22 protein-coding genes are annotated in these 20,653 nt (G+C 68.2%); 10 read left to right on the top strand and 12 right to left on the bottom strand.

What is annotated here, in order from left to right; translation table 11 throughout:
• The first annotated feature begins 7 nt into the window (after nucleotides 1–7).
• Nucleotides 8–1,168: an AAA family ATPase gene (locus ACKN61_RS17940; RefSeq protein ID WP_408950670.1), complete on the top strand. Its 1,161-nt coding sequence runs from the start codon at nucleotides 8–10 to the stop codon at nucleotides 1,166–1,168.
• 318 nt (nucleotides 1,169–1,486) lie between these two features.
• On the opposite strand, the gene ACKN61_RS17935 is transcribed toward ACKN61_RS17940, so the two are convergent.
• Complete coding sequence (locus ACKN61_RS17935) at nucleotides 1,487–2,428, bottom strand: LysR substrate-binding domain-containing protein (RefSeq protein ID WP_408950669.1); 942 nt, start codon at nucleotides 2,426–2,428, stop codon at nucleotides 1,487–1,489.
• A gap of 142 nt (nucleotides 2,429–2,570) precedes the next feature.
• Here ACKN61_RS17935 and ACKN61_RS17930 point away from each other — a divergent pair, with 142 nt between their 5' ends.
• The 3 genes from ACKN61_RS17930 (at nucleotide 2,571) to ACKN61_RS17920 (ending at nucleotide 4,876) form a co-directional block, all read left to right on the top strand.
• Complete coding sequence (locus ACKN61_RS17930; protein ID WP_408950668.1) at nucleotides 2,571–3,587, top strand: zinc-dependent alcohol dehydrogenase family protein; 1,017 nt, start codon at nucleotides 2,571–2,573, stop codon at nucleotides 3,585–3,587.
• A gap of 162 nt (nucleotides 3,588–3,749) precedes the next feature.
• Nucleotides 3,750–4,316, top strand: a complete 567-nt coding sequence (locus ACKN61_RS17925) for an N-acetyltransferase family protein (RefSeq protein WP_408950667.1) — start codon at nucleotides 3,750–3,752, stop codon at nucleotides 4,314–4,316.
• A complete protein-coding gene (locus ACKN61_RS17920) occupies nucleotides 4,313–4,876 on the top strand; it encodes a GNAT family N-acetyltransferase (RefSeq protein WP_408950666.1) in 564 nt (187 codons plus the stop codon). The genes ACKN61_RS17925 and ACKN61_RS17920 overlap by 4 nt, the downstream gene beginning before the upstream one ends.
• 1 nt (nucleotide 4,877) lies before the next feature.
• On the opposite strand, the gene ACKN61_RS17915 is transcribed toward ACKN61_RS17920, so the two are convergent.
• The 4 genes from ACKN61_RS17915 to ACKN61_RS17900 all read right to left on the bottom strand — a co-directional run bounded on the left by ACKN61_RS17915 (nucleotide 4,878) and on the right by ACKN61_RS17900 (nucleotide 9,730).
• Nucleotides 4,878–5,942 (bottom strand): DNA methyltransferase, encoded by a 1,065-nt coding sequence (locus ACKN61_RS17915; RefSeq protein ID WP_408950665.1) that lies wholly within the window; start codon nucleotides 5,940–5,942, stop codon nucleotides 4,878–4,880.
• Nucleotides 5,929–7,062 carry a hypothetical protein gene (locus ACKN61_RS17910; RefSeq protein ID WP_408950664.1) on the bottom strand — a complete coding sequence of 378 codons (1,134 nt, stop codon included), beginning with the start codon at nucleotides 7,060–7,062 and terminating at the stop codon, nucleotides 5,929–5,931. Before ACKN61_RS17910 ends, ACKN61_RS17915 begins: the two co-directional genes overlap by 14 nt.
• 112 nt (nucleotides 7,063–7,174) lie before the next feature.
• Complete coding sequence (locus tag ACKN61_RS17905) at nucleotides 7,175–8,599, bottom strand: nicotinate phosphoribosyltransferase (RefSeq protein ID WP_408950663.1); 1,425 nt, start codon at nucleotides 8,597–8,599, stop codon at nucleotides 7,175–7,177.
• A gap of 75 nt (nucleotides 8,600–8,674) precedes the next feature.
• Nucleotides 8,675–9,730, bottom strand: a complete 1,056-nt coding sequence (locus tag ACKN61_RS17900; protein WP_408950662.1) for a bifunctional nicotinamide-nucleotide adenylyltransferase/Nudix hydroxylase — start codon at nucleotides 9,728–9,730, stop codon at nucleotides 8,675–8,677.
• Between the two features lie 140 nt (nucleotides 9,731–9,870).
• On the opposite strand from ACKN61_RS17900, the gene ACKN61_RS17895 reads away from it, so the two are divergent.
• The gene (locus tag ACKN61_RS17895) at nucleotides 9,871–10,863 is read left to right on the top strand and encodes a hypothetical protein (RefSeq protein ID WP_408950661.1); all 993 of its coding nucleotides are present in this window, start codon (nucleotides 9,871–9,873) and stop codon (nucleotides 10,861–10,863) included.
• 65 nt (nucleotides 10,864–10,928) lie between these two features.
• On the opposite strand, the gene ACKN61_RS17890 is transcribed toward ACKN61_RS17895, so the two are convergent.
• Nucleotides 10,929–11,156: an RNA-binding S4 domain-containing protein gene (locus ACKN61_RS17890; protein WP_031373424.1), complete on the bottom strand. Its 228-nt coding sequence runs from the start codon at nucleotides 11,154–11,156 to the stop codon at nucleotides 10,929–10,931.
• 173 nt (nucleotides 11,157–11,329) lie between these two features.
• Here ACKN61_RS17890 and ACKN61_RS17885 point away from each other — a divergent pair, with 173 nt between their 5' ends.
• Both ACKN61_RS17885 and ACKN61_RS17880 read left to right on the top strand, forming a co-directional pair.
• Entirely contained in the window at nucleotides 11,330–12,322 is a 993-nt protein-coding gene (locus ACKN61_RS17885) for a zinc-dependent alcohol dehydrogenase family protein (protein ID WP_408950660.1), read from the top strand.
• Nucleotides 12,323–12,329: 7 nt separating this feature from the next.
• The gene (locus ACKN61_RS17880; RefSeq protein ID WP_408950659.1) at nucleotides 12,330–12,725 is read left to right on the top strand and encodes an MAPEG family protein; all 396 of its coding nucleotides are present in this window, start codon (nucleotides 12,330–12,332) and stop codon (nucleotides 12,723–12,725) included.
• A 31-nt stretch (nucleotides 12,726–12,756) separates the two neighbouring features.
• Here ACKN61_RS17880 and ACKN61_RS17875 read toward each other — a convergent pair whose 3' ends face one another.
• Nucleotides 12,757–13,026 carry a GIY-YIG nuclease family protein gene (locus ACKN61_RS17875; protein WP_031373427.1) on the bottom strand — a complete coding sequence of 90 codons (270 nt, stop codon included), beginning with the start codon at nucleotides 13,024–13,026 and terminating at the stop codon, nucleotides 12,757–12,759.
• Between the two features lie 152 nt (nucleotides 13,027–13,178).
• On the opposite strand from ACKN61_RS17875, the gene ACKN61_RS17870 reads away from it, so the two are divergent.
• Both ACKN61_RS17870 and ACKN61_RS17865 read left to right on the top strand, forming a co-directional pair.
• On the top strand, nucleotides 13,179–14,213 hold the full coding sequence (locus ACKN61_RS17870) for a fatty acid desaturase (RefSeq protein WP_031373428.1): 1,035 nt from the start codon (nucleotides 13,179–13,181) through the stop codon (nucleotides 14,211–14,213).
• Nucleotides 14,214–14,537: 324 nt separating this feature from the next.
• Nucleotides 14,538–14,849, top strand: a complete 312-nt coding sequence (locus tag ACKN61_RS17865; protein WP_031373429.1) for a metalloregulator ArsR/SmtB family transcription factor — start codon at nucleotides 14,538–14,540, stop codon at nucleotides 14,847–14,849.
• A 42-nt stretch (nucleotides 14,850–14,891) separates the two neighbouring features.
• Here ACKN61_RS17865 and ACKN61_RS17860 read toward each other — a convergent pair whose 3' ends face one another.
• From ACKN61_RS17860 to ACKN61_RS17845, 4 genes are all read right to left on the bottom strand, one after another.
• The gene (locus ACKN61_RS17860; protein ID WP_408950658.1) at nucleotides 14,892–15,959 is read right to left on the bottom strand and encodes an SRPBCC family protein; all 1,068 of its coding nucleotides are present in this window, start codon (nucleotides 15,957–15,959) and stop codon (nucleotides 14,892–14,894) included.
• A complete protein-coding gene (locus tag ACKN61_RS17855; protein WP_408950657.1) occupies nucleotides 15,956–16,942 on the bottom strand; it encodes an acyl-CoA desaturase in 987 nt (328 codons plus the stop codon). The genes ACKN61_RS17860 and ACKN61_RS17855 overlap by 4 nt, the downstream gene beginning before the upstream one ends.
• A 302-nt stretch (nucleotides 16,943–17,244) precedes the next feature.
• Nucleotides 17,245–17,739, bottom strand: a complete 495-nt coding sequence (locus ACKN61_RS17850; protein ID WP_408950656.1) for a GreA/GreB family elongation factor — start codon at nucleotides 17,737–17,739, stop codon at nucleotides 17,245–17,247.
• A 102-nt stretch (nucleotides 17,740–17,841) separates the two neighbouring features.
• Nucleotides 17,842–18,411: a hypothetical protein gene (locus tag ACKN61_RS17845; protein ID WP_408950655.1), complete on the bottom strand. Its 570-nt coding sequence runs from the start codon at nucleotides 18,409–18,411 to the stop codon at nucleotides 17,842–17,844.
• 215 nt (nucleotides 18,412–18,626) lie between these two features.
• Here ACKN61_RS17845 and dbpA point away from each other — a divergent pair, with 215 nt between their 5' ends.
• A complete protein-coding gene (gene dbpA, locus ACKN61_RS17840; protein ID WP_408950654.1) occupies nucleotides 18,627–20,045 on the top strand; it encodes an ATP-dependent RNA helicase DbpA in 1,419 nt (472 codons plus the stop codon).
• Between the two features lie 142 nt (nucleotides 20,046–20,187).
• Here the strand turns inward: dbpA and ACKN61_RS17835 are convergent, their stop codons facing one another.
• Complete coding sequence (locus tag ACKN61_RS17835) at nucleotides 20,188–20,583, bottom strand: DoxX family protein (RefSeq protein ID WP_408950653.1); 396 nt, start codon at nucleotides 20,581–20,583, stop codon at nucleotides 20,188–20,190.
• Between the last annotated feature and the right edge of the window lie 70 nt (nucleotides 20,584–20,653).

Below are 20,653 nucleotides of genomic sequence, written 5' to 3'. Positions count from 1 at the left end.
TCCAACCATGTTGAGCACCCTGGCCGTCGCCAATTACCGGTCCCTGCGCCAGCTCGCGCTGCCGATGGGCCGCTTGAATCTGGTCACCGGAGCCAACGGCAGCGGCAAGTCCAATCTCTATCGCGCCTTGCGCTTGTTGGCCGAAACCGCCCAGGGCGGGGTGGTGCCGGCGCTGGCGCGCGAGGGCGGGCTCGGCTCGACCCTGTGGGCCGGCCCGGAAACGATCTCTCCGCGGATGAAGCGCGGCGAGGTGCCGGTGCAGGGCGTGGCGCGCACCGAACCGGTGTCGCTGCGGCTCGGCTTCGCCGGCGACGAATACGGTTATGCGATCGACCTTGGTCTGCCGGTGCCGAGCCGTTCCTTGTTCGCTCACGACCCGGAGATCAAGCGCGAGGTGATCTGGAGCGGGCCGTTCCTGCGTCCGGCCAGCGTGCTGGTCGACCGGCGCGGGGCGATGGCGCGGGTGCGCGACGGTCGTGCCTGGCGCGTGGCGGCCGAACACCTGAGTCCGTTCGAGAGTCTGTTCGGGCAGATCGCCGACCCGCAGACCGCGCCCGAAGTGCTGAGCCTGCGCGAGACCATCCGCGGTTGGCGCTTCTACGACCATTTCCGCAGCGACGCGCAAGCGCCGGCGCGGCAGCCGCAGTTGGGCACGCGCACGCCGGTGCTGAGCCACGACGGCCGCGACCTGGCCGCGGCCTGGCAGACCATTCGCGAAATCGGCGATCCGCAGGCGCTCGACGCAGCGGTGAGCGATGCGTTTCCCGGCGCGCGCGTGAGCGTGGTCGGGGATGGCGGACGTTTCCTGTTGGAGTTTTCCCAGCACGGCCTGTTGCGGCCCTTGTCGGCGGCGGAATTGTCCGACGGCACCTTGCGTTATCTGCTGTGGATCGCCGCCTTGCACACGCCGCGGCCGCCGCCGTTGATGGTGCTCAACGAACCCGAGACCAGCCTGCATCCGGATCTGTTGCCGGCCTTGGCGCGGCTGATCGCGCGCGCCGCGACCCGCACCCAGGTCTGGGTGGTCTCGCATGCCTCGCGTCTGATCGCGGCCCTGGAGGCCGAGTCGGCGTGCAACACCATCCAGTTGGAAAAGCAGTTCAGCCAGACCGGAGTGGTGGGGCAGGGCATGCTGGATGCGCCGGCGTGGTATTGGCCGGAGCGGTAGGAAGTGGTGGCGTTAGCGATTGCAATGCCGGCGGCAACGGCAACGGCAACGGCAACGGCAACAGCAACGGCAACAGCAACAGCAACAGCAACAGCAACAGCAACAGCAAATCCCCCCTTGGCCCCCCTTCTCAAAGGGGGGAAGTCCTTGGGCTGTTGCCGGTGGGATCCGACGAGACTGCTTGAGTGGCCGGCTCAGACGGCTTTGCTGTTCCCCCCCCTTTGAAAAAGGGGGGGCAGGGGGGGATTTGCCCTTGCTGTTCCGCTCAAAACGGAGCAGACGGCCCCCTCAATCGCGTATTCCAACGACGCGCATGCCCTAACCGCAAACCACCGTCGGGTTAGCCGGGTCCCACGCCACCAACTGCGGAATGCGTTCCACCAACAAGTCGATCGCCGCGCGCGTGCGCAGCGGCAGGTAATGCGTGTGCGGCCAGACCGCATTGATGCGGCTGCCGATCACGCGGTCGGCGTACATCACCATCTGCAGCTCGCCGTTGCGTACGTAACGCGACAGCATCCAGCACGGCAGCAAGGCCAGGCCGGCACCGGCGACCGCGGCGTCGGCGATGGCTTCCAGGTCGTCGAAACGCAAGCGCGTCTGGACCCGCGGTTCGCGCACTTCGCCGTCGTCGTCGCGCAAGCGCCACGGCACGGTGTGGCCGTTGCGTCCGTACACGACGGCCTGATGGCCCTCGAATTCGTCGACGTTGCGCGGCCGTCCGCACCGCGCCAGGTAATCGGGCGAAGCGCAAATGCCCAGCCGTTCTTCGGTCAGCTGACGCGCCGCCAAGGTCGAGCTGTCGGGCAAACGGCCGATGCGGATCGCCAGGTCGTAGCCGTCCTCGACCAGGTCGACGACGCGGTCGCTGAAGGACAGATCGATGTCGAGGCGCGGATGGCGCTGCGCCAGCTCCAGCATCACCGGCGCCACGCAACGGCGGCCGAACTGGACCGATGCGCTGACCCGCAGGCGCCCGCTCGGCTCGCGCCGGCCGCTGTCCAGCGCGGCCTCGGCGGCGTCGAGTTCGGCCAGGGCTTTGACGCAACGTTCGTAATAGGCTTGGCCGTCGTCGGTCAGGCTCTGCCGGCGCGTGCTGCGGTTGAACAGGCGCGCGCCGAGCTGCTGTTCGAGCCGGGCGATGCGTTTGCCGATCGCCGAACGAGTCACGCCCAGGCGCTCGGCCGAGACCGCGAAACTGCCGGCCTCGGCGGCTTGGACGAAGGCGACGATGCCGAGCAATCGGTCGTTGACGGCCATATTGGTTCCTGATGCGCTACAGAATGTGGATTAAGAAGAGGCACTGCGGATGTAGTGGAAGCGATATCGTAGCGCCACTCGATCGTCCCGGCACCTGTTCCCGACCGCCGGCGATCGTCTCCCCTCACACACAGAGACAGACATGAAGGCTTATCGCATCGACAGTGGCGCCGGCATCGGCGCGTTGCAGCAGTTCGAGCGCGCGTCCGCGCCGCTGGGCGCCGGCCAGGTCCGGGTCCGGGTGCGCGCGGTGTCGCTGAACTTCCGCGACCTGATGATCGCCAAAGGCACCTACCTGAGCGGCCCGGTGGCTCCGTTCGTGCCGGCCTCCGATGCGGTCGGCGAAATCGTCGAAGTCGGCGCGGCGAGTTCGCTGTGGAAAGTCGGCGATCGCGTCGCCACCAGCTTCTTCCCGCACTGGCTGCAGGGCGCGCCGACGCCGTACGCCACCCGTGACGCCTTCGGTGCGGTCGTCGATGGCGTGCTGGCCGAAGAGATCGTGGTCTCCGAGCAGTCCGTGTTCGCGGTGCCCGCGCATCTCGACGACGCCCAGGCCGCGACCCTGACCTGCGCCGGCGTCACCGCCTGGAACGCGATGTTCGTCGAAGCGAAGCTGCAGCCCGGCGCCAGCGTGCTGCTGCTCGGCACCGGCGGCGTGTCGATCTGGGGCCTGCAACTGGCCAAGGCCGCCGGCCTGCAGGCGATCGTCACATCCTCGAGCGATGAAAAGCTGGTCCGCGCCAAGGCGCTCGGCGCCGATGCGACCGTCAACTACCGCACCACCCCGGAATGGCAGAACGAAGTGCGCGCGCTGACCGGCGGCCGCGGCGTCGACGCGGTGCTCGAAGTCGGCGGCAAGGGCACCTTGCAGCGTTCGATCGATGCCGCCGCGATGGGCGGCACCATCGCCGTCATCGGCGGGGTCAGCGGCTTCGCCGGCGAGTTCGATCCGTTCGCGCTGATCACCGGCGCCAAGCGCCTGTCGGGCATCTACGTCGGCAGTCGCGGCATGGCCGAGGATTTGTCGCGCTTCGTCGGCGTCAACCGCATCGTCCCGGTGGTCGATCGCGTGTTCGGTTTCGACCAGGCGCGCCAGGCCTACGACTATCTCGACGGCGGCGCTCATTTCGGCAAGGTCGTGATCCAGGTCGCCGGCTAAGCCTCGTCCGCTCGGGACTACCTGCGGCGGCCGCGGAACATTCCGCGGTCGCCGTTCGCATGCGCGGCGCCGCGGTTGTCGCGCGACTGCGACTTTTCGCCGATGTGCGGGGCGCGGGCGGTGTGCGATCTTGAGCGCATCGCCGCCAGCCCTCGATCGCGCATGAATACCGCCTCCACCTCCACATCGCCCGCGACCGGCGATGCCGTGCGGATCCGCCGCGCCGGCGCCGACGATGCCGGCGCGCTCGCGCTGGCCGGTGCGGCCACCTTCCTGGAAACCTTCGCCGGCATCCTGCACGGGCGCGACATCGTCGAGCACTGCCGCAAGCAACACGCGCAGGAGGTCTATGCCGATTGGCTGGAGGACGCCGGCGCCGCGCTGTGGCTGGCCGAAACGGCCGAAGGCGCGGCCCCGGTCGGCTATGCGGTGATCGCGCCGCCGAAGTTGCCGCTGCACGATCTGAGCGAGGACGACCTCGAACTCAAGCGCATCTACCTGCTCTCGCGTTTCCATGGCGGCGGCGTCGGCCGCGAGTTGATGGAGCAGGCGGTCGCCGAGGCGCGCGTGCGCGGTGCGCGGCGCTTGCTGCTCGGCGTCTATGCCGGCAACGCACGGGCTTTGGCGTTCTATGCCCGTAACGGTTTCGAGCACGTCGGCGAACGCCGCTTCCAGGTCGGCGGCAACACCTACGGCGACGCCATCCTGGCGCTGGACCTGCGCCGATGAGCGTCCTCGTCGAGCGCCTCAGCGCCGGGCGCATCGAGGCGGCGTTGAGCCTGGACGGCAGTTTCCTGGTCGATTCGCGGCTGAGCCTGCAGGCGCGCGACGGCGTCATCGCTTACGAAGCGGTGCCGCTGACGCCGTACCGCAAGCGTTACGGCGACGAGGCCGAGGATGACGACCTGCACGATTATCTCGTTGCCGAGGATCGCATCGCCTTCGTCGCGATCGAGCGCGGCGAGGTCGTCGGCCGCGTGCTGGTGTCGACGAACTGGAACGGCTATGCCTTGATCGACGACATCGCCGTCGACGCGGGCCGCCGGCGCAGCGGCGCGGGTGCGGCCTTGCTCGATCGCGCCATCGCCTGGGCGCGCGAGCGCGGGCACCCGGGCCTGATGCTGGAAACCCAGGACCATAACGTCGCCGCCTGTCGCTTCTACGAACGTCACGGCTTCGTCCTCGGCGGTTTCGACCGATTCCATTACCGCCACGATGCGGCGGTGAGGCACGAGACCGCCTTGTTCTGGTATCTCGACCTCGCGACCCATGGCGTAGCGGGCGGCTGACTCAGACGTTGCCGGCTGGTTGCTGGCTAGCCAATCCCAGGTCCAGGCGCACCAAACGGCCGAGGCGATCGCGCCGTTGCGCACGCAGATACCAATGTTGCGCGAGCCGTTCGAGCCGCAGCGGCGGCCGCACCGGCTCGCCCCACAGCGTGAGTTCGTAATGGCGTTCGTGCAGCCAATACAGCAGGCGATCGAGTTCGGCCGCATCGTCGGGCAGGCACAGGTCGGCATCGGCCGGCGGACGCGGCGAGGCCTGCGGCCCCTGTTCGAGCCAACGCGCGAAGCTGCCATACAGCGTGTACTCGAAACCGGCCGCGCGCATCGCTTCGAGTTCGCTGCGGGTGCTGTCGAGGCAGACCGCCTCGGCGACTTTCTGGAACACCAGCGCGTACTCGTGGCTGCGGTTGCTGCGGGTCGAGGCAGCGGGCAGCGGTTCGGCGTCGCGTTCGTAGCACAGCAGCCGTTCTTCGCGCGCCACGAACAACTCGCCGAGCACGCGGCCTAGGTCCCAGGCCAGCGGCAACATGCGCCCTTCCACGACCACGTTCTCGGCCATCGCGATGCACAAGCCGCCATCGGGCAAGGCCTTGCGCACGGCGTGGAAGATGTCGCGCAGACGCTGCAGGTAAGCGGCGTAGTCGCGTTCGTCGTAGAGCTGGCCCGCGTTTGCACCGGCCTGCGGCCAGCGACAGCCGAAGTAGGGCACGCTGGTCAGGCACAGGTCGATCGGGCGAGGGATCTCGACCTGCGGCAGGCCGCCGACCGCGATCGGCGCTTCGACGCCGTGACGCGCGAGGCGCTCGCGGGCGAGCTCGGCGCGGCCGGCGTCGATTTCGGTGCCGCAGCCCTTGCGGCCTTCGAGCGCGGCGGCGAGCAAGGTCGTGCCGAAGCCGCAGAACGGATCGAACACGCATTGCCCGGGTTGGGAGAAATGCCGCACGAACGGCCGCATCTGGTTGACCCAGCCGCAGTCGCGCCCGGCCAGGCCGTCGCGCTCGCGCAGATCCTCAGGCAGGCGATGCTCGGGCGGATCGGGCGTGAGCACCCACCAACTACGGCTGTCCATGTGCGGGCTCCCAGAGAATGTCGCGGTCGGGCTGCCAACCCGCGCACAGGCGGCCGTTGGCGTGGAAGACGAGTTTGTAGAGATCGCCGCTGGCATGGCGGCGATGCATCGCGGTGTAGTCGGAGGACTCGAACACCACCTCCAGGCCGCGGCGCTCGTCGCGCAGGCGCAGGTTCCAGAAGTAGTAGCCCTCGGTGATCCGTTGCGGGATCATCCGCGGCCACCACGGCGCGGCCATGCAATCGGCCAGCACCTCCTCGATGGCGACGCGCTCGCGTTCGATGTAGCGGCGGCTGGCGTTGTCGCGATAGTCCGGGCCGAGGCGCGAGAACTCGCGGAAGATCACCGTACCGGCTCCGCAGCGCTGCGCCCAGTCCAGATAGGCGTCGATGCCGGCGGCATCGTCGACGCCGCCGTGTTGGAGGATGCAGACCTGACGCAGCGGCAGGGCGTCGGCGATGCCGCGCGCGACGCCTTCGAACACCGCGGCATCGGCAATGGCCTCGTGCTCGCGGAAACGCATGATGGCCTGGTTGCGCAAGGGGTCGGGATGGTGGCGCGACAGCTCCACCCAGGACAGCCCGAAGGCTTGCAGCGCGGCGATCAGTTCGGCGCCGCGTCCGCGGGCGAAGCCGGCGCCGTTGCTGTAGAGCACGCGTTCCTCGACGACGACGCCATCGCGTTCGGCCGCGGCGAGCGTGCTCAGCAATTGCAGGAACCAGGCTTCGTCGTCGCTGGCTTCCAGCCCCGACAGCGACCACGACAGTGGCACGCCGCGCAGCTGCACCAGCGCCTGCGACAAGCTCGCGAAGTAGTCGGCGCCGGGCCGCAGAGTTTGTGCGAGCGTGCCGCCGTCGAGAGGACGCAGGGTTTCCGAACAGAACCGGCACCGCGCCGAGCAGGCGCGCGCCGAAGCATAAGGAGTGAAGGTGATCGGTTGGGCGAAGCGGTAGTCGCGGCCGTTCAAGCGGTGCGAATACCAGCGAGCGTCGTCGTCGCCGGGCGCGCGGCGGGCGAGTTGCGGGGTGGCGGCGCGCAGGCGCTCGAACAAGGGCGAAGCGGCGCTGAGGGGCAGGCTGGCCGGATCGGCGGCGGCAAGCCCTTCGAGAGGGGCTGGCATGGGCGGGTCCTGTTTGGGGCGTTCGTGGTCGGGTGGTCGAGAGCGAGGAAGGCGCGGCTACGGAGTGCGCCTTGTAATGACGCACCCGGCAGCAACTCAACCAAGCCTCACCTCAAAGCCGCGCCGCGTTGGCCAGCGCGCGCACCTGGGCGAAGGTCCAGTCGTTGACGATGCGACCGTCTTCCCACACCGTTACCATGGCATCGTCGAAGCCCATCGGCTTGACCGCTTCTTCCAGCGAAGCCGCTTCCGGCGGCACCGGCACGGTCTTGAAATGGCCGTACTCGCGATGCCGCACCAGGGTCATGCGGCCGCGCTTGCTCGACTTGCCCTTGTCGGTGATCGGGTCCTTGTAGACGTCGATCCACTCGCCGTCGATGCGCGCGGCCGAACACTTGAGCGCGAACTTCTGCGTATCGCGGTCCAGGCGCTGCAGCAGCGCGCCGCCCATGCCGAAGGCGAGGTTGTCGGTGGCATAGCCGTAGCTGGTGATGCGTTCGAGGATCGCGCGGATGCTGGTCGGGTTGATGCCGTCGCCCTGGATCACCCGCACGTGGTTGAGCACCTTGTAGCCCTTGCCGTTGACGGTGTGGCCGAAGGCTTCGTCGAGCATGCTCACGCATTGGTGGACGACGTCGACCGGGTCGCCCGAGTCCGGTCGCACCACCAGGGTCGCTCCGGAGGCGATGACTTCATCGCGCAGGGTCTTGCCCCAATGCTCGCGGATCGCGTGGAAGATGTCGTAGCTGTCGGAGACCACGGCCACGATCGCGCCGGGCTTGCCGAACTGGGTCAGCATGTTGCGATAGGCGTCGACCTCGTGCTCGCGGCCCCAACTGGTGATGGTGCTGTGCTCGGCCGCCGGAATCGAATAGCCCGCCATCGGCTCGTGATAGTAGCGGCGCGCCAACAGCAGGCCGGAGACGGTGTCGGTGCCGAGGAAGTTGACCAGGTGCGCGGCGCCGCCGAACGCCGCCGATTCGGTGCTCGACACGCCGCGCGCGCCGAAGTCGTGCAGCTTGAACGGCAACTGGCCTTCGGGGTCGTCGCTGGTGCGTTCGAGGAACTGGCGGATGGTCTGCTTGGCGTGCCAGCTGATCGTCGCCACCGTCACCGGGTACCACAGGCGCAGCAGCAGGGTTTCCAGATACGACGGCACCCAGTAGGCCTGCGGGTCGGTCGATTCGATCGTCACCAGGGCCTGGTGGGTCGGCACCACCGTGCCCTCGGGCACGGCGCGGATGCGGATCGGCAACAGGCCGCCGTGGGTGTCGACGATGTAGCGCCAGCCGGCTTCGTTGAAAGGCTCGCCGTGGGCGGCGAACAGGTCGCGCGCCTCATCGACGTCGGCGTGGGTGACCGGCTTGGCCAGGTATTCCTTGAGGATCGCCTGCAGGCCGAAGAACACGGTGCGGTCGTGCACGCCGCCGCGCGATTCCACATAGAAGAAGGTGGCATCGGTGCCGGGAGGGTATTGCAGCCAGTGGCTGGCTTTGTAGCTGTCGGTGTTGAGCAGCAGGTTGTCGAGGCATTGCATGACGGGAAGCTCCTTCGCGTCGAGGGTGGCCGGCGGTCTGTCCACCGGCGCGGAAAGCCGGGCGGTCCGGGTGGATCAGCCGCGGCCGAGAAAGTATTCGAGGATGTGCAGATGGTCTTCGTAGAGCTGCGGGCCCATCTCCAGCGCTTCGGCCACCGCGATCCAGCGCGCCTTGTCGGCGTCGTCGCCGCCGCGCACCGGGGGCAGCTCGCCGCTCGGGAAATCGAAGTGGTAGGCGTGGGTGATGGTGCGGCCGCGCGAACTGCGCTCGGGGTGATCGAACACGCGCTCGCTCTTCAGCGAACCCTTCAATACCGGCAGCGGCAGCTTGAGCCGGGTTTCCTCGCGCAGTTCGCGCAGGCAGGCATCGAGCAGGCTCTCGCCCTGGCCGACGAAGCCGCCCGGCAAGGCCCACAGGCCCTTGCCCGGTTCGGCGCGGCGGCGCACCAATAACACGTGGCCGGAATGCACCACGACCGCGTCGGTGGTAACGAAGGTCGGCGGGTAAGGCGCATCGGCCCAGGCCGCGCGGTATTGCTCGATGAACTGGTACTCGGCGACCAGTTGGGTGAACGCCGGCGAGCTCTTGCGGAAGGCTTCGAGCATGTCGAACACCGGGCCGGGCACGTTGGCGCGGATCAGCATCAGGCCGCCGTGGCTGTCGATCTGGTTGGCCTCGAACAGATAGCGGCGCAGCTCGGTCGCCGACAAGGTCGCGGTGTGGCTGACGTCGACCAGCGGCCACTGCGGAAACTCGCGCAGGTAATAGCTGGAGGCGTCCTTGTCCATGCCGATCAGGCCGACCCGCGATTCGCTGCCGCCGCCGTCGTGGCGGACCGCCTCGGCGACGGTACGCTGCACGCTGGCGATCCACAGGCTCTCGTTGTAGAGATGGTCGCGCAGCGGCTGCACGATCAGACGGTCGCCGGCGTCGGCCAGGGTGGCCTGGATCATCACCGCGCGCTCGGCGACGGTGAAGGGGTTCTTGATGGTGCGGGGGGTGTCGGCGGAACCGACCAGGAAGATGACCTTGCGGGCCTTGCCCAGCGCGTGGCGGGCGACGGCGGCATGGCCGTTATGGAAGGGCTCGAAGCGCCCGATGAAAACGAGGTAATCGAATTCGATTGCCATGAGAATCCCTCACGGAGTTGAGTCGCCGCCGGTCTGTCCGAGGGCGTGGAGAAAATGCTACGCCGATGGTGCGCGCCGTCAAGTGCCGGCGTCGCCCGCAGGCTGCGCATACAATCGGCCGACTTTGCATGGAGGCAGCGATGGCGATGATCGTTCCGGAGTTCTGGGCCGAAGCCCGGGTTCACGAGGCCTTCGATAAAGGCCATGCGAGCGGGCGGCGTGCGCTGACGGTGCGTCGCTTCGGGTGGTCCGACGCGAGCCTCGGCGAGGCGCAGGCGATGGCCGATGCGCGGGCGCGCGACGCCTTCGACCGCATCCTCGCCGGCGAGAGCCTGCTCAAGCGCGAGCCGCGCGTGCCCTACGACGCCGAGGGTCTGCCGATCCGCGAACAGATCGTCGAGCGCGACGGCGACCTCGTCGTCACCCGCAACAGTTACGGCGCGCGCTGCCTCAACACGCCCGAAGTCTTGTTCGCCGACGTCGATTTCGACGAGCCGGTCTCGGCCTGGCGCAAGAGTTATTTCTGGACTTCGCTCGCGTTCGCCATCGGCGTCGGCGTGGCGACGCACTGGGGCTTGGGCGTGCTGACGATGATCGCGATGCTGTGGCTGTTCGCCTGGATCGCCAGCGTGCAGTCGCGGCGCAGGCACCGCGCCGACGGCGGACCCGAAGGCCGCGCGACGGCGCGCATCAAGGCCTTCGTCGCCGCGCATCCGGACTGGCATCTGCGTTTGTATCGCACGCCGAAAGGCTTGCGGCTGCTGGTCATGCACCGCGTGTTCGACCCGAACGAAGCGGCGGTGATCGAGTTCTTCGACGCGGTCGGCGCCGATTCGTACTACGCGTTGTTATGCCGGCGCCAGCATTGCTTCCGCGCACGGGTCAGCCCGAAGCCTTGGCGTATCGGCATTCACGCCTATCTGCGGCCGCGCCCCGGCGTGTGGCCGATCGCCGCCGAGCGCTTGCCCGAACGCGAGCGCTGGGTCGCCGAGTACGAGCGCAAGGCCGAGGGCTACGCCTCCTGCCGTTTCGTCGAGGCGCTCGGCAGCAGCGACTACGTCACCGCCACGCGCGGCGTGCAGCGCGCCCACGACGATTGGTGCAGAGCGACGACGACCTTGCCGTTGGCTTGAAGCGATGACCGGCGCGGCCGCGCTCGATGGGCCGCCCTTCGATGGGCCGCCCTGATCAACGGCGCTCAGGCGCCGGCGACGACCTCGATCGTCACGCCCTCGCAGGCCACCGTCTGACCGGCGCGGATCTTGCAGGTCTTGCGCAGCTCGACCTGGCCGTCGACGCGGACTACGCCGCTGGCGACCATCGCCTTGCCGGCGCCGCCGCTGTCGCACAGGCCGACCAGCTTGAGCAATTGGTTGAGTTCGACGTGCTCGTGCTGGGCGTCGAGTTCGAAACGGATCGGTTGCATGCGGGCGGGGTCTGAGCGGGTGGGGCAGGGTCGCAGTGCTGAGACTTGGGCGCAAGACGTTTGCACTGTGGCGGGCGTACTCTCGCGTATGCAGTCGGCCGCCGGAGCCGGTGTGGATTGGATTCCGGCCACGCCGCATTGCCCTGACCACCGCCTCGAAGGACCTAATCTTTATGAAGAAAGCCCAGTACGCGCAGCGCGGCCCGGTGCCGCAGGACGTCATCGAGGCGGTCGAGTTCGAGGCGCCGCCGCTGGGCGCCGGACAGGTGCTGATCGAGGTGCTGGCATCGCCGATCAACCCCTCCGACGTACTCACATTGACCGGCGAGTACGGTCTGCTGCCGCCGCTGCCCGCGGTCGGCGGCAACGAAGGCGTGGGCCGGATCGCCGCGGTCGGGCCCGAGGTCGTCCATCCGCAAGTCGGGCAGACCGTGCTGTTGCCGATCCAGGGCGGCACCTGGGCCACCCACTTGGTCGCCTCGGCCAAGGGTCTGGTGCCTTTACCCGACGGCGCCGATCCCAAGCAATTGGCGATGATCACCATCAATCCGCCGACCGCCCTGCTGATGCTGAGCGAGTTCGTCGACCTGCAGCCCGGCGACTGGGTGATCCAGAACGCAGCCAATTCCGCGGTCGGCAGCTATCTGATCCAACTGGCGAAGCTGCGCGGCCTGCGCACCATCAACGTGGTGCGGCGCGAGTCGGCGGTCGAGGCGGTGCGCGCGGCCGGCGCCGAGGTCGTGTTGGTCGACGGCGACGACCTCGCCAAGCGCGCGCGCGAAGTCACCGAGAAAGTGCCGATCCGGCTCGGCATCGATGCGGTCGGCGGCATCGCGACCCAGCACATCGCCCAATCGCTCGGCGAGGGCGGGGTGCTGGTCAATTACGGTGCGATGAGCGGCGAGGCCTGTTCGATCTCGCCGGCCTCCTTCGTGTTCCGCGACGTGACCCTGCGCGGTTTCTGGCTGTCGCGCTGGTTCCAGGCGGCGACGCCGCAGCGCCGCGCCGAGGTGTTCGGCGAGATCGGGCGCCTGGTCGCGAGCGGGCAACTGACCGCACGGGTGCAGGCGACCTACGGCCTGGACCAGATCAAACAGGCGGTCGCCGCGGCCGCCGCCGGCGAACGCGACGGCAAAATCCTGATCCTGCCCAACGGCCCGGTCTGATGAGGGCGTGCGCATGAGCATCGAACTGCAGATGCTGGCCTGGTCGATCGTGCTCGCGATCGTGCATTTGCTGGCGGCGGCGACCTTCATGACCCAGCAACGCGGGGTGCGCTGGAACGCCGGCGCCCGCGACGGCACTCCCGAGCCCCTGACCGGCGTGGCTGCGCGGGTGGACCGCGCCTGGCGCAATTTCCTCGAAACCTTCCCTTTGTTCGCCGCGGCGGTGCTCGCGGTCGGGCTGGCCGGCCGCGGCAACGACGACACCGCGCTGGGTGCGCAGCTCTACTTCTGGGCGCGGCTGGTCTACGTGCCGGTGTATGCGGCCGGCATTCCCTACCTGCGTTCAGCGGTGTGGACGGTGTCGCTGTGGGGCCTGATCAAGCTGGTCTGGGCGCTGTTCTGAGTCGAGCCGATCTGAGTCGAGCCGATCTGAGTCAGGCCGGGACGGTTGCGGCCGCCGCGTTCGCGCAAAGTGCGCGTTTCGCGGTCGGCGACAGCTGCTTGATCGCGTACTCCGCACGCAGCGCCGACGAACGGTCCGGGTGCGGAAACTGCGCCAGCAGTCGCAACGGCGGGTGCGAACGGGTGTAGCGCGCGCCCTTGCCGGCGACGTGTTCGGCATAGCGGCGCTCCACATCGACGGCAATACCCGTGTACAGGCTGCCGTCGCGGCATTCGATCAGATAGACGTACCAGGCGGACATGCCGCATAGCCTAGCCGGGGCCGGGGCGGCCTGGCCGAAACCGGAGGGCAAAAGTCCGAAGCCCGATAGCGATCACGTCCATACGCCTGCGAACGTCATTGCCAGGTCAGGAAGCGCTCACCACAATGGAACGTCCTTCATGGAGTTGCCGCTTGAACGCCGACGCCGAACCGCAATCCACCGTCACCAACCTGCGTCAGCTTTGCGCGCGTTTCGCCAAGCCCCACCTCGGACGGGCCGTCTGGCAACTGGTCAACACTCTGGTGCCGTTCGCTGCACTGTGGACGCTAATGGCCTGGAGCGTGGTCGGTAACTGGGGCTACGGCTGGACCCTGCTGATGGCGATTCCGGCGGCCGGCCTGTACGTGCGCACCTTCATCATCCAGCACGACTGCGGCCACGGTTCGTTCTTCGCCAGCAGCCGCGCCAACGACCTGGTGGGCCGCTGCCTCGGCGTGGTCACCCTGTTCCCTTACGGCTACTGGAAGAAGACCCACGCCATCCACCACGGCACCTCGGGCAACCTCGACCGCCGCGAGATGGGCGACATCGAAACCCTGACCGTGGCCGAATACCGCTCGCGCTCCTGGTTCGGGCGCCTGTGCTACCGCTTGTACCGCAGCACCCCGGTGCTGCTGGGCGTCGGCCCGCTGTACCAGTTCGTCATCAAGCACCGTTTCCCGTTCGATCTGCCCTTCACCTGGAAGCGCGAGTGGGCGAGCGTGCTGTTCAACAACCTGGCGTTGGGCCTGATCCTGCTGTCGATGGGCTTTGCGATCGGCTGGCACACCGTGCTGATGGTGCATCTGCCGGTGGTGTTGATCGCCGGCGCGGTCGGCGTGTGGCTGTTCTACGTCCAGCACACCTTCGAAGACGCGTACTGGACCCGCAAGGACGATTGGAACTCGCACGAAGCCGCGATCGCCGGCAGCTCGTTCTACGACCTGCCGCATATCGTGCATTGGTTCACCGGCAACATCGGTTACCACCACATCCATCACCTTTCCAGCCGCATCCCGAACTACCGCCTGCGCGAGGCGTACGAATCCAGCCCGCTGCTGCAGGCCGCACCACGCCTGACCATCTGGTCGAGCCTGAAGTGCGCGCAGCTGAAGCTGTGGGACGAAGAGCTCAAGCGCATGGTCGGTTTCCCGAAGCGCGCACGCGTCCAGGCCGCCGGCGCCTGAGGCTGGCCGCGGTGCCGTGCAGCGCAAGGCTGCACGGTCTGGGCCGCTGCCCGGCGACGCGAGGCGTCGCCAGGGCGTGAGCGCCGGCTTGATGCCGCGGCGCGAGCGGCCTGATCGATACCACCCCTGTGAAGTCTGGCGACACTGCCTCGCCAGCGGCGCTCGCCTTCGCGAGCCGTGTTGTGCGGCCGCCTGCGTGCTGCTTGCCTTCCGATCCGATAGCCGTGCCAGGCACCGGCCCGACCGGCGGCGCTTGACTTCGAGTGGGTCGGAATTAGTATTTTAGTTAATTAAACAAATATCCGGGGCCGCGGTTCCCGCCTCATGCAGGACAAGATCTTCGAAGCCCTGGCCTCGTCGCCGCGACGGCAGATCCTGGCCTTTCTGTCCGAGCGCGAACTCAGCGCCGGCGACATCGCGGCGCGCTTCGAGATGAGCGCGCCGGCGATCTCGCGGCATCTGTCGGTGCTGGTCAACGCCGGGCTGATCAGCAGCGAGCGCCGCGGCCAGTTCGTGGTCTACAAGCTGGTGCCCGACAACCTGGTCAACACCCTGACCCAGTTCGCCTTCGAGATCTGCCCGGTCGGCGGGCCGCTCAAACGCGAAAGCCGGCGCGCCAAGAAAGCGGCCGGCTGAGTCTCGTTGCTGACCCCTGACCCCTGACCCCTGACTGGTGGCTCAGGTCGCCGGCCGCGCCTGCGCGCGGTGGCGGTAGAAGTCGAGGATGACCTCGCTGAAATCGCCGATCAGCCAATCGGCCAGCGGCACCGCATACCAGTTGAAGCCGGTGCTGACCCGATAGTCCATGCGGATCGTCAGCACGGTCGCGTCGCCGCGCGGGGTCAGGGTGTAGGTGGTGTCGCGCAGGTCGAAGTAATCGCCGCCGATGCGGACGTGGTCGTCGAGCGCGCCGGCCGGCACCGAATCTTCCTCGAACAGGTACTGCCAGCGCACGTAGCGTTGCGGCTGCCAGTCGCTGGACATCTGGCGGAAGTGGATGCCCTTGCCCATGCGCACCTCGCGCACCAGGCCGGTGTCGGTGCGATGGGTGACGCCGGCGAGCGGGGTGGGCACGCCGATGCGGTACATCCAGGCGCGATCGACTTCGGCCGACTGGATATGGTCGGCATCGAGCAGGTGCTTCCAGACCTCGGCCGGCGTCGCCTGGATCACCGCGCTGCGCTCGACGTGTTCGAAGCGTTGCGGCGTCTCGTGGCCGACGCCGAACGCCGCCAGCACCACCGGCAGGGCGACGAAGCTGTAGACCGTCGGGGTGGTGGAGCGTTTGTTGAGGCGGCAGATCGCTCCCATCACCACGCCCCCCAGCCCGCCCATGACTGCGAACAAGGGCAGGGCCATCAGCACGCAAATCAGCCCCTCCAGCATCATGAACATGCTGCCGAGCACGCAAAGCGACACGCTGAGCATCGGCATGAAGAAGTGATACCCGATGCCGCGCGGTTTGATCCGCTCGGCCAGATACACGGTGACCGCGCCGATCGCGAACGGCGCAAGCACGATGAACACCCACAGCATGGTCGCGAAGGCGCTGCCGGGTTCACCATCGAAGGCCAAGCGCAGCAGCAGCCCGATCAGGGCGCCGCCCAGTACCGGCGCGATGCCGGCCAAGACGGCAAGGCCGGGACTCAGGCGCCGCGACGGCGGTGCAGTCGCAGGTTGCGGCAAAGGTCTGGGCAGCGGTGGCGGGGCAGGCAACGGCGGCAGTTCGGGCGGTTCGGTGCTCATGGGACGGTCCGGGTGAGTCGAGTGGGCGCGGTATCGGCGAATGCCGCCGCGGAGGTCGGTTCCAGGCGATGCAGTTCCTCGCGCGGCGGCAGGTCCTCGGGCAGGCGCAAGCGCCAGACCAGGCCGATGCGTTCGCACGCGCGCAGGAACCACCAGCCCGGGTCCCATTCGCCGGCATACAGGCCGAGCCGCGCCGAACCCGGAAAGGCGTGGTGATTGTTGTGCCAGCACTCGCCCATGGTCAGCAGCGACACGAAGCGCACGTTGCGGCCCTGCACCGCGGCGCCGCGGACCTCGTGGTGCATGCCGCCGTGGTTGTGGGCGAAGTAGCCGACCAGCCAATGGCCGAACACGCCGGCGGTGACCCGGGCGCAGACGCCCCAGAACACCCAGCCCCAACCGCCGATGGCGAAGAAGGCCAGCGCCCATGGCAGGTGCTGCCACATCCAGGTGCGTTGCAGGAAACGGTAGTAGCGATCGTCGCCGATGCGCGCCTCGATCTCGATGCGCGGCGGCGCGCTCAGGCGCAGCTCGCAATGCAGTTGCCACCAGGCATCGATGGCGAAGGGCTGGCGATGGGCGAGGTAGTCGTGACAGCCGGGCAGGCGCTGGGCGTAGTCGCGCAGGTCGTGGGTGCGCACCAGGCCGATCGGACCGGCCAGGCCGACCTGCACGCCGCAGTACACCAGCAGATATTCCAGCCACTTCGGGCAGCCGAAACTGTCGTGGATCAGCTTGCGATGCATGCCGAGCGAATGGCCCAGCAGGAGCACGGTCGCGGTCGACACCACGAACAAGGCGAACGCCGGCCAGCTGAAGGTGGCGATGCCGCCGACCACCGCGCCCAGCGCCATCGTGGTGAACCACAGCGAGCGCACCGGCTCCCAGACCACGCGGCCGTCGCTGACGCTGCGGATCGAGTCGAGTCGGTCGGCCTGCGACTGGACGCGATGCGATCGCAGGCTGTCGGGCAATGCGTTCATGACCTCTCCCTGGTGAACGTGTCGTGCGGTGGTATCGAGCGGTGACGCCGAGCCTGCCGAGCGGGCGAGAGCCGCTGCGGCCCGAGCCCCGTACCGCTGCAGGTATTCAGCAATTAACTAATTTGCTAAATGATTCTTCCGCCATCGGGCAGCGTCAAGCGCTTGCCGACGAGCGGTCGGGGCAGGGCGGCAGGGGTAAGCGGGCGCGCGATCGCGTGCTCTTGTCGTCGCGCGATGCCGGCGACGCGTCGCCGACGGCTTGCGTCGAGGCTGTCTTGCTGATGCGGATACCGCGGCGCGGCTCAGCCGTAATCGATCGCCAGCACTTCGATCGCGAGATCGCCGGCAGGCCGCTTCCAGACCACGCTGTCGCCGACGCGCGCGCCGTGCAGGGCGCGCGCGAGCGGCGACACCCAGCTGATCAGGTCGAGCTCCGGGTCGGCTTCGTCTTCGCCGACGATGCGGTAGCGGTATTCGCGGCCGTCGTCGTCGACCACCTCGACCCGCGCGCCGAACGCGATCAGTTCGGCCGGCTGGCGCTCGGGCGCGATGGTGATCGCGCCGAGGATGCGCGCCTGCAGCCAGCGCAGTTCGCGTTCGATGTGGGCGGCTTCGAGCCGGGCCCCGACCGCGTTCGCGTCGATCTCGCCCAGGCGCCGGCCGGCATCGTCCAGGCGCGTGCGCAGCAAGGCCATGCCGCGCGGCGTGACGTAGTTGGGATGCTCGCTGATCGGCAGTTCGGGCAGATCGCCGGCGTTTTCGTCGCCGTCGCCTTCTTTCACGAAAGCTCGGCTCATGGGTGTACGCAAGACGGAATCATGCGGCCAGCATAGGCGGCGCCGCGTTGCCGCCGGGTGAGCGCGCGACAGCGGGTGCGCTCCATAGCGCGGCACTCGCGCTTATTGGACGAAGTCGAACAGGCGATAGATCCACGACACCTGGTAAATCAGGCTGGCGGCGACGAAGACGCGATGGAAGGTTTCCGAGCGGGTGCGGATGGCGACCAGGCACAGCAGCACGTAGCTCAGGTTGCGCAGCGGGTACTCGATGCCGAAGCTGTCGAAATAGGCGCGGCCCTTGATCAGGGTGTCGCCGAAATCGATCAGGTAGGACACCGCCATGATCCCGAAGAACCATTTGCGCCGCGACTGGAAATACTCCCGCCAACTGCCGTAGTCGCCGATATCGTCGGGAAACAGCAAGGTGCACAACAGATACAGCACCACCACGTACAGGATCAGGAAGGCGTAGGCGACGAAGCTCCAGTGCACGTGGTGGACCAGGCGGAACTCCCACCACCAGAAATGCGCGAGCAGGGTGAACATCGAGATCGCCCAGGCGATGTGCACACCGTAGACGCGGTCGCGGCCCGGGTGCTGGACGAAGCGGGCCAGGCCCTTGAGCAGGGTGGTGATGGCCAGGCCCAGGACGATGCCGAGCAGAACGCGGATATGCAGGAACTGATCCATGGCGGGCCTCCAGGCCGGCTCGGGCGAGCATGTTTGTGTGAGCATGAGCGGGCGAGCATGTTCGACTGAGCATGAGCTGGCGAGCATGCCGGGCCGGCGCTGTGGCGGCGCCGGCGACCGCAGCAGCATAGGCCGGACCGCCCCGATCCGGTGCGGCGACGGCGGAAAAGCGTGCTGCCGAGCCCAAGCTCGGCCCGAAGCTGCGATCATGGCGCATGAACGATCCGATCTCGCCCACCGCGGCCTTGGCGACTGCCGACTCCTTGGCCTTCGACTCCCTCTCCCTTTCGCCGGCCCTGCTGCAGGGCGTGGCCGCGCTCGGCTACACCACGATGACGCCGATCCAGGCGCGCGCGCTGCCGGCGATCCTCGATGGCCGCGACCTGATCGCGCAGGCGCCGACCGGCAGCGGCAAGACCGCCGCCTTCGGCCTGGGCCTGCTGCAGCGGCTCGACCCCGCCGCGATCAAGACCCAGGCGCTGGTGCTGTGCCCGACCCGCGAACTCGCCGACCAGGTCGGCCAGCAGCTGCGCAAACTCGCCTTCGCGATCCCGAATCTGAAAGTGTCGGTGCTGTGCGGCGGCATGGCCTTGGGGCCGCAACTGGCCTCGCTGGAGCACGCGCCGCACGTGGTGGTCGGCACGCCCGGCCGCTTGCAGGAACTGCTGCGCAAGAAGGCCTTGAAGCTCGACGGCGTGCGCACCCTGGTGTTCGACGAGGCCGACCGCATGCTCGACATGGGCTTCGAAGAGCCGATGCGCGAGATCGTCGCCAAGACCCCGAAGACCCGCCAGAGCCTGCTGTTCTCGGCGACTTTCCCGGATGCGATCCGCGACCTCGCCCGCGGCGCGATGCGCGAGCCGGCCGAAGTCACGGTCGAGGGCGAAGCCTCCGCGCTGCAGATCGAACAGTATTTCTACGAAGTCGAAGCGGCCAAGAAGACCCCGTTGCTGGCGGCGCTGCTGCTGGAGTACCGCCCGGATTCCTGCGTGGTGTTCTGCAATATGCGCAAGGACACCGAGGAAGTCGTGGGCTCGCTGAGCCACTACGGCTTCACCGCGCTGGCCCTGCACGGCGAGATGGAACAGCGCGACCGCGACGAGGTGCTGGTGCGCTTCGCCAACCGCAGCTGCAACGTGCTGGTCGCCAGCGACGTGGCCGCGCGCGGGCTCGATGTCGAGGAACTCGCGGCGGTGGTGAACTACGACCTGCCGACCGACCCGGACGTATACGTGCACCGCATCGGCCGCACCGGCCGCGCCGGGCGCGGCGGCATCGCCCTGAGCCTGTGCGGGCCGCGCGAGGGCGGGCGTGCCGAGCAGATCCAGGAACGCCAGGGCGCGCCGCTGGCCTGGCGCCGCGCCGTGCCGCTGGCCGGCAAGGCCAAGAACGCGCCGGTCGCGCCGATGGAAACCCTGCGCATCGATGCCGGCAAGACCGACAAGCTGCGGCCGGGCGACATCCTCGGCGCCCTGACCGGCGATGCCGGGCTCAAGGCCGATGCGATCGGCAAGATCAACGTCTACGCGACGCGCTCGTACGTGGCGGTGGCGCGCGCGCAGGCCGGCGCCGCGCTCGCGCGCCTGCGCGAAGGCAAGATCAAGGGCCGCAAATTCCGGGTCAACCGGATCTAGTCAGGATGGTCTGAGCAGGATGAGCCGATCGGGTTGATTCGATCGGGTTGATCCGAGCTGCGCGATCGGATCGATGCGATCCGATCGGCATGGGCGAACGCAAGCGAGCCGGTCGAGCCGACCGGCCGCAGCGCCGCACTCGCTACTTGCCGTTGAGGCTGTACTTGCCAGGGCCGAACAAGGCCAGCGCGACCGCGCTGGCCAGGAACATCGCCTGCAGTTCCAGCGCCCAACCGCCTTGCTCGTTGAGCTGGCCGATCTGGCCCAGGTGCACCAGGCCCAGCGCGACCAACATATTGGCCGCGATCAAGGCCGCACCGATGCGGGCGTGATAGCCGACGATCAGCAACACCGGCGCAAGCACCTCGCCGATCAACACGCCGTAGCCGAGGAAACCCGGCAAGCCCTGCGATTCGACCAGACCGACGATGCCGGCGGTGCCGCCGCGCAGCTTGGCGATGCCGTGCAGGAGGATCAGCACGCCTAGCGCGAGACGAAGAATCAGCTTGCCCAGGTCCTGGTGCTTGTCGGCGTTCATGGCGTCTCCGATGCGGGCCGCCGCGAGGGCGGGTCGCCCGCATCATAGGCCAGGCCTGGGCGGCGCTTGC

Source organism: Lysobacter sp. Hz25, assembly GCF_046097045.1.
GTDB lineage: Bacteria > Pseudomonadota > Gammaproteobacteria > Xanthomonadales > Xanthomonadaceae > Lysobacter > Lysobacter antibioticus_B.
The sequence above is the reverse complement of the archived record's forward strand: the minus strand, read 5'-3'. Positions and strand labels throughout refer to the sequence as shown.

Coding starts and splice junctions, on each gene's coding strand:
- ACKN61_RS17895 (WP_408950661.1), top strand. CDS start 9,871: ATGGCGATGATCGTTCCGGAGTTCTGGGCCGAAGCCCGGGTTCACGAG.
- ACKN61_RS17860 (WP_408950658.1), bottom strand. CDS start 15,959: ATGAGCACCGAACCGCCCGAACTGCCGCCGTTGCCTGCCCCGCCACCG.
- ACKN61_RS17920 (WP_408950666.1), top strand. CDS start 4,313: ATGAGCGTCCTCGTCGAGCGCCTCAGCGCCGGGCGCATCGAGGCGGCG.
- ACKN61_RS17885 (WP_408950660.1), top strand. CDS start 11,330: ATGAAGAAAGCCCAGTACGCGCAGCGCGGCCCGGTGCCGCAGGACGTC.
- ACKN61_RS17915 (WP_408950665.1), bottom strand. CDS start 5,942: ATGGACAGCCGTAGTTGGTGGGTGCTCACGCCCGATCCGCCCGAGCAT.
- ACKN61_RS17850 (WP_408950656.1), bottom strand. CDS start 17,739: ATGAGCCGAGCTTTCGTGAAAGAAGGCGACGGCGACGAAAACGCCGGC.
- ACKN61_RS17940 (WP_408950670.1), top strand. CDS start 8: ATGTTGAGCACCCTGGCCGTCGCCAATTACCGGTCCCTGCGCCAGCTC.
- ACKN61_RS17890 (WP_031373424.1), bottom strand. CDS start 11,156: ATGCAACCGATCCGTTTCGAACTCGACGCCCAGCACGAGCACGTCGAA.
- ACKN61_RS17925 (WP_408950667.1), top strand. CDS start 3,750: ATGAATACCGCCTCCACCTCCACATCGCCCGCGACCGGCGATGCCGTG.
- ACKN61_RS17865 (WP_031373429.1), top strand. CDS start 14,538: ATGCAGGACAAGATCTTCGAAGCCCTGGCCTCGTCGCCGCGACGGCAG.
- ACKN61_RS17905 (WP_408950663.1), bottom strand. CDS start 8,599: ATGCAATGCCTCGACAACCTGCTGCTCAACACCGACAGCTACAAAGCC.
- ACKN61_RS17935 (WP_408950669.1), bottom strand. CDS start 2,428: ATGGCCGTCAACGACCGATTGCTCGGCATCGTCGCCTTCGTCCAAGCC.
- ACKN61_RS17930 (WP_408950668.1), top strand. CDS start 2,571: ATGAAGGCTTATCGCATCGACAGTGGCGCCGGCATCGGCGCGTTGCAG.
- ACKN61_RS17855 (WP_408950657.1), bottom strand. CDS start 16,942: ATGAACGCATTGCCCGACAGCCTGCGATCGCATCGCGTCCAGTCGCAG.
- ACKN61_RS17900 (WP_408950662.1), bottom strand. CDS start 9,730: ATGGCAATCGAATTCGATTACCTCGTTTTCATCGGGCGCTTCGAGCCC.
- ACKN61_RS17875 (WP_031373427.1), bottom strand. CDS start 13,026: ATGTCCGCCTGGTACGTCTATCTGATCGAATGCCGCGACGGCAGCCTG.
- ACKN61_RS17845 (WP_408950655.1), bottom strand. CDS start 18,411: ATGGATCAGTTCCTGCATATCCGCGTTCTGCTCGGCATCGTCCTGGGC.
- ACKN61_RS17835 (WP_408950653.1), bottom strand. CDS start 20,583: ATGAACGCCGACAAGCACCAGGACCTGGGCAAGCTGATTCTTCGTCTC.
- dbpA (WP_408950654.1), top strand. CDS start 18,627: ATGAACGATCCGATCTCGCCCACCGCGGCCTTGGCGACTGCCGACTCC.
- ACKN61_RS17910 (WP_408950664.1), bottom strand. CDS start 7,062: ATGCCAGCCCCTCTCGAAGGGCTTGCCGCCGCCGATCCGGCCAGCCTG.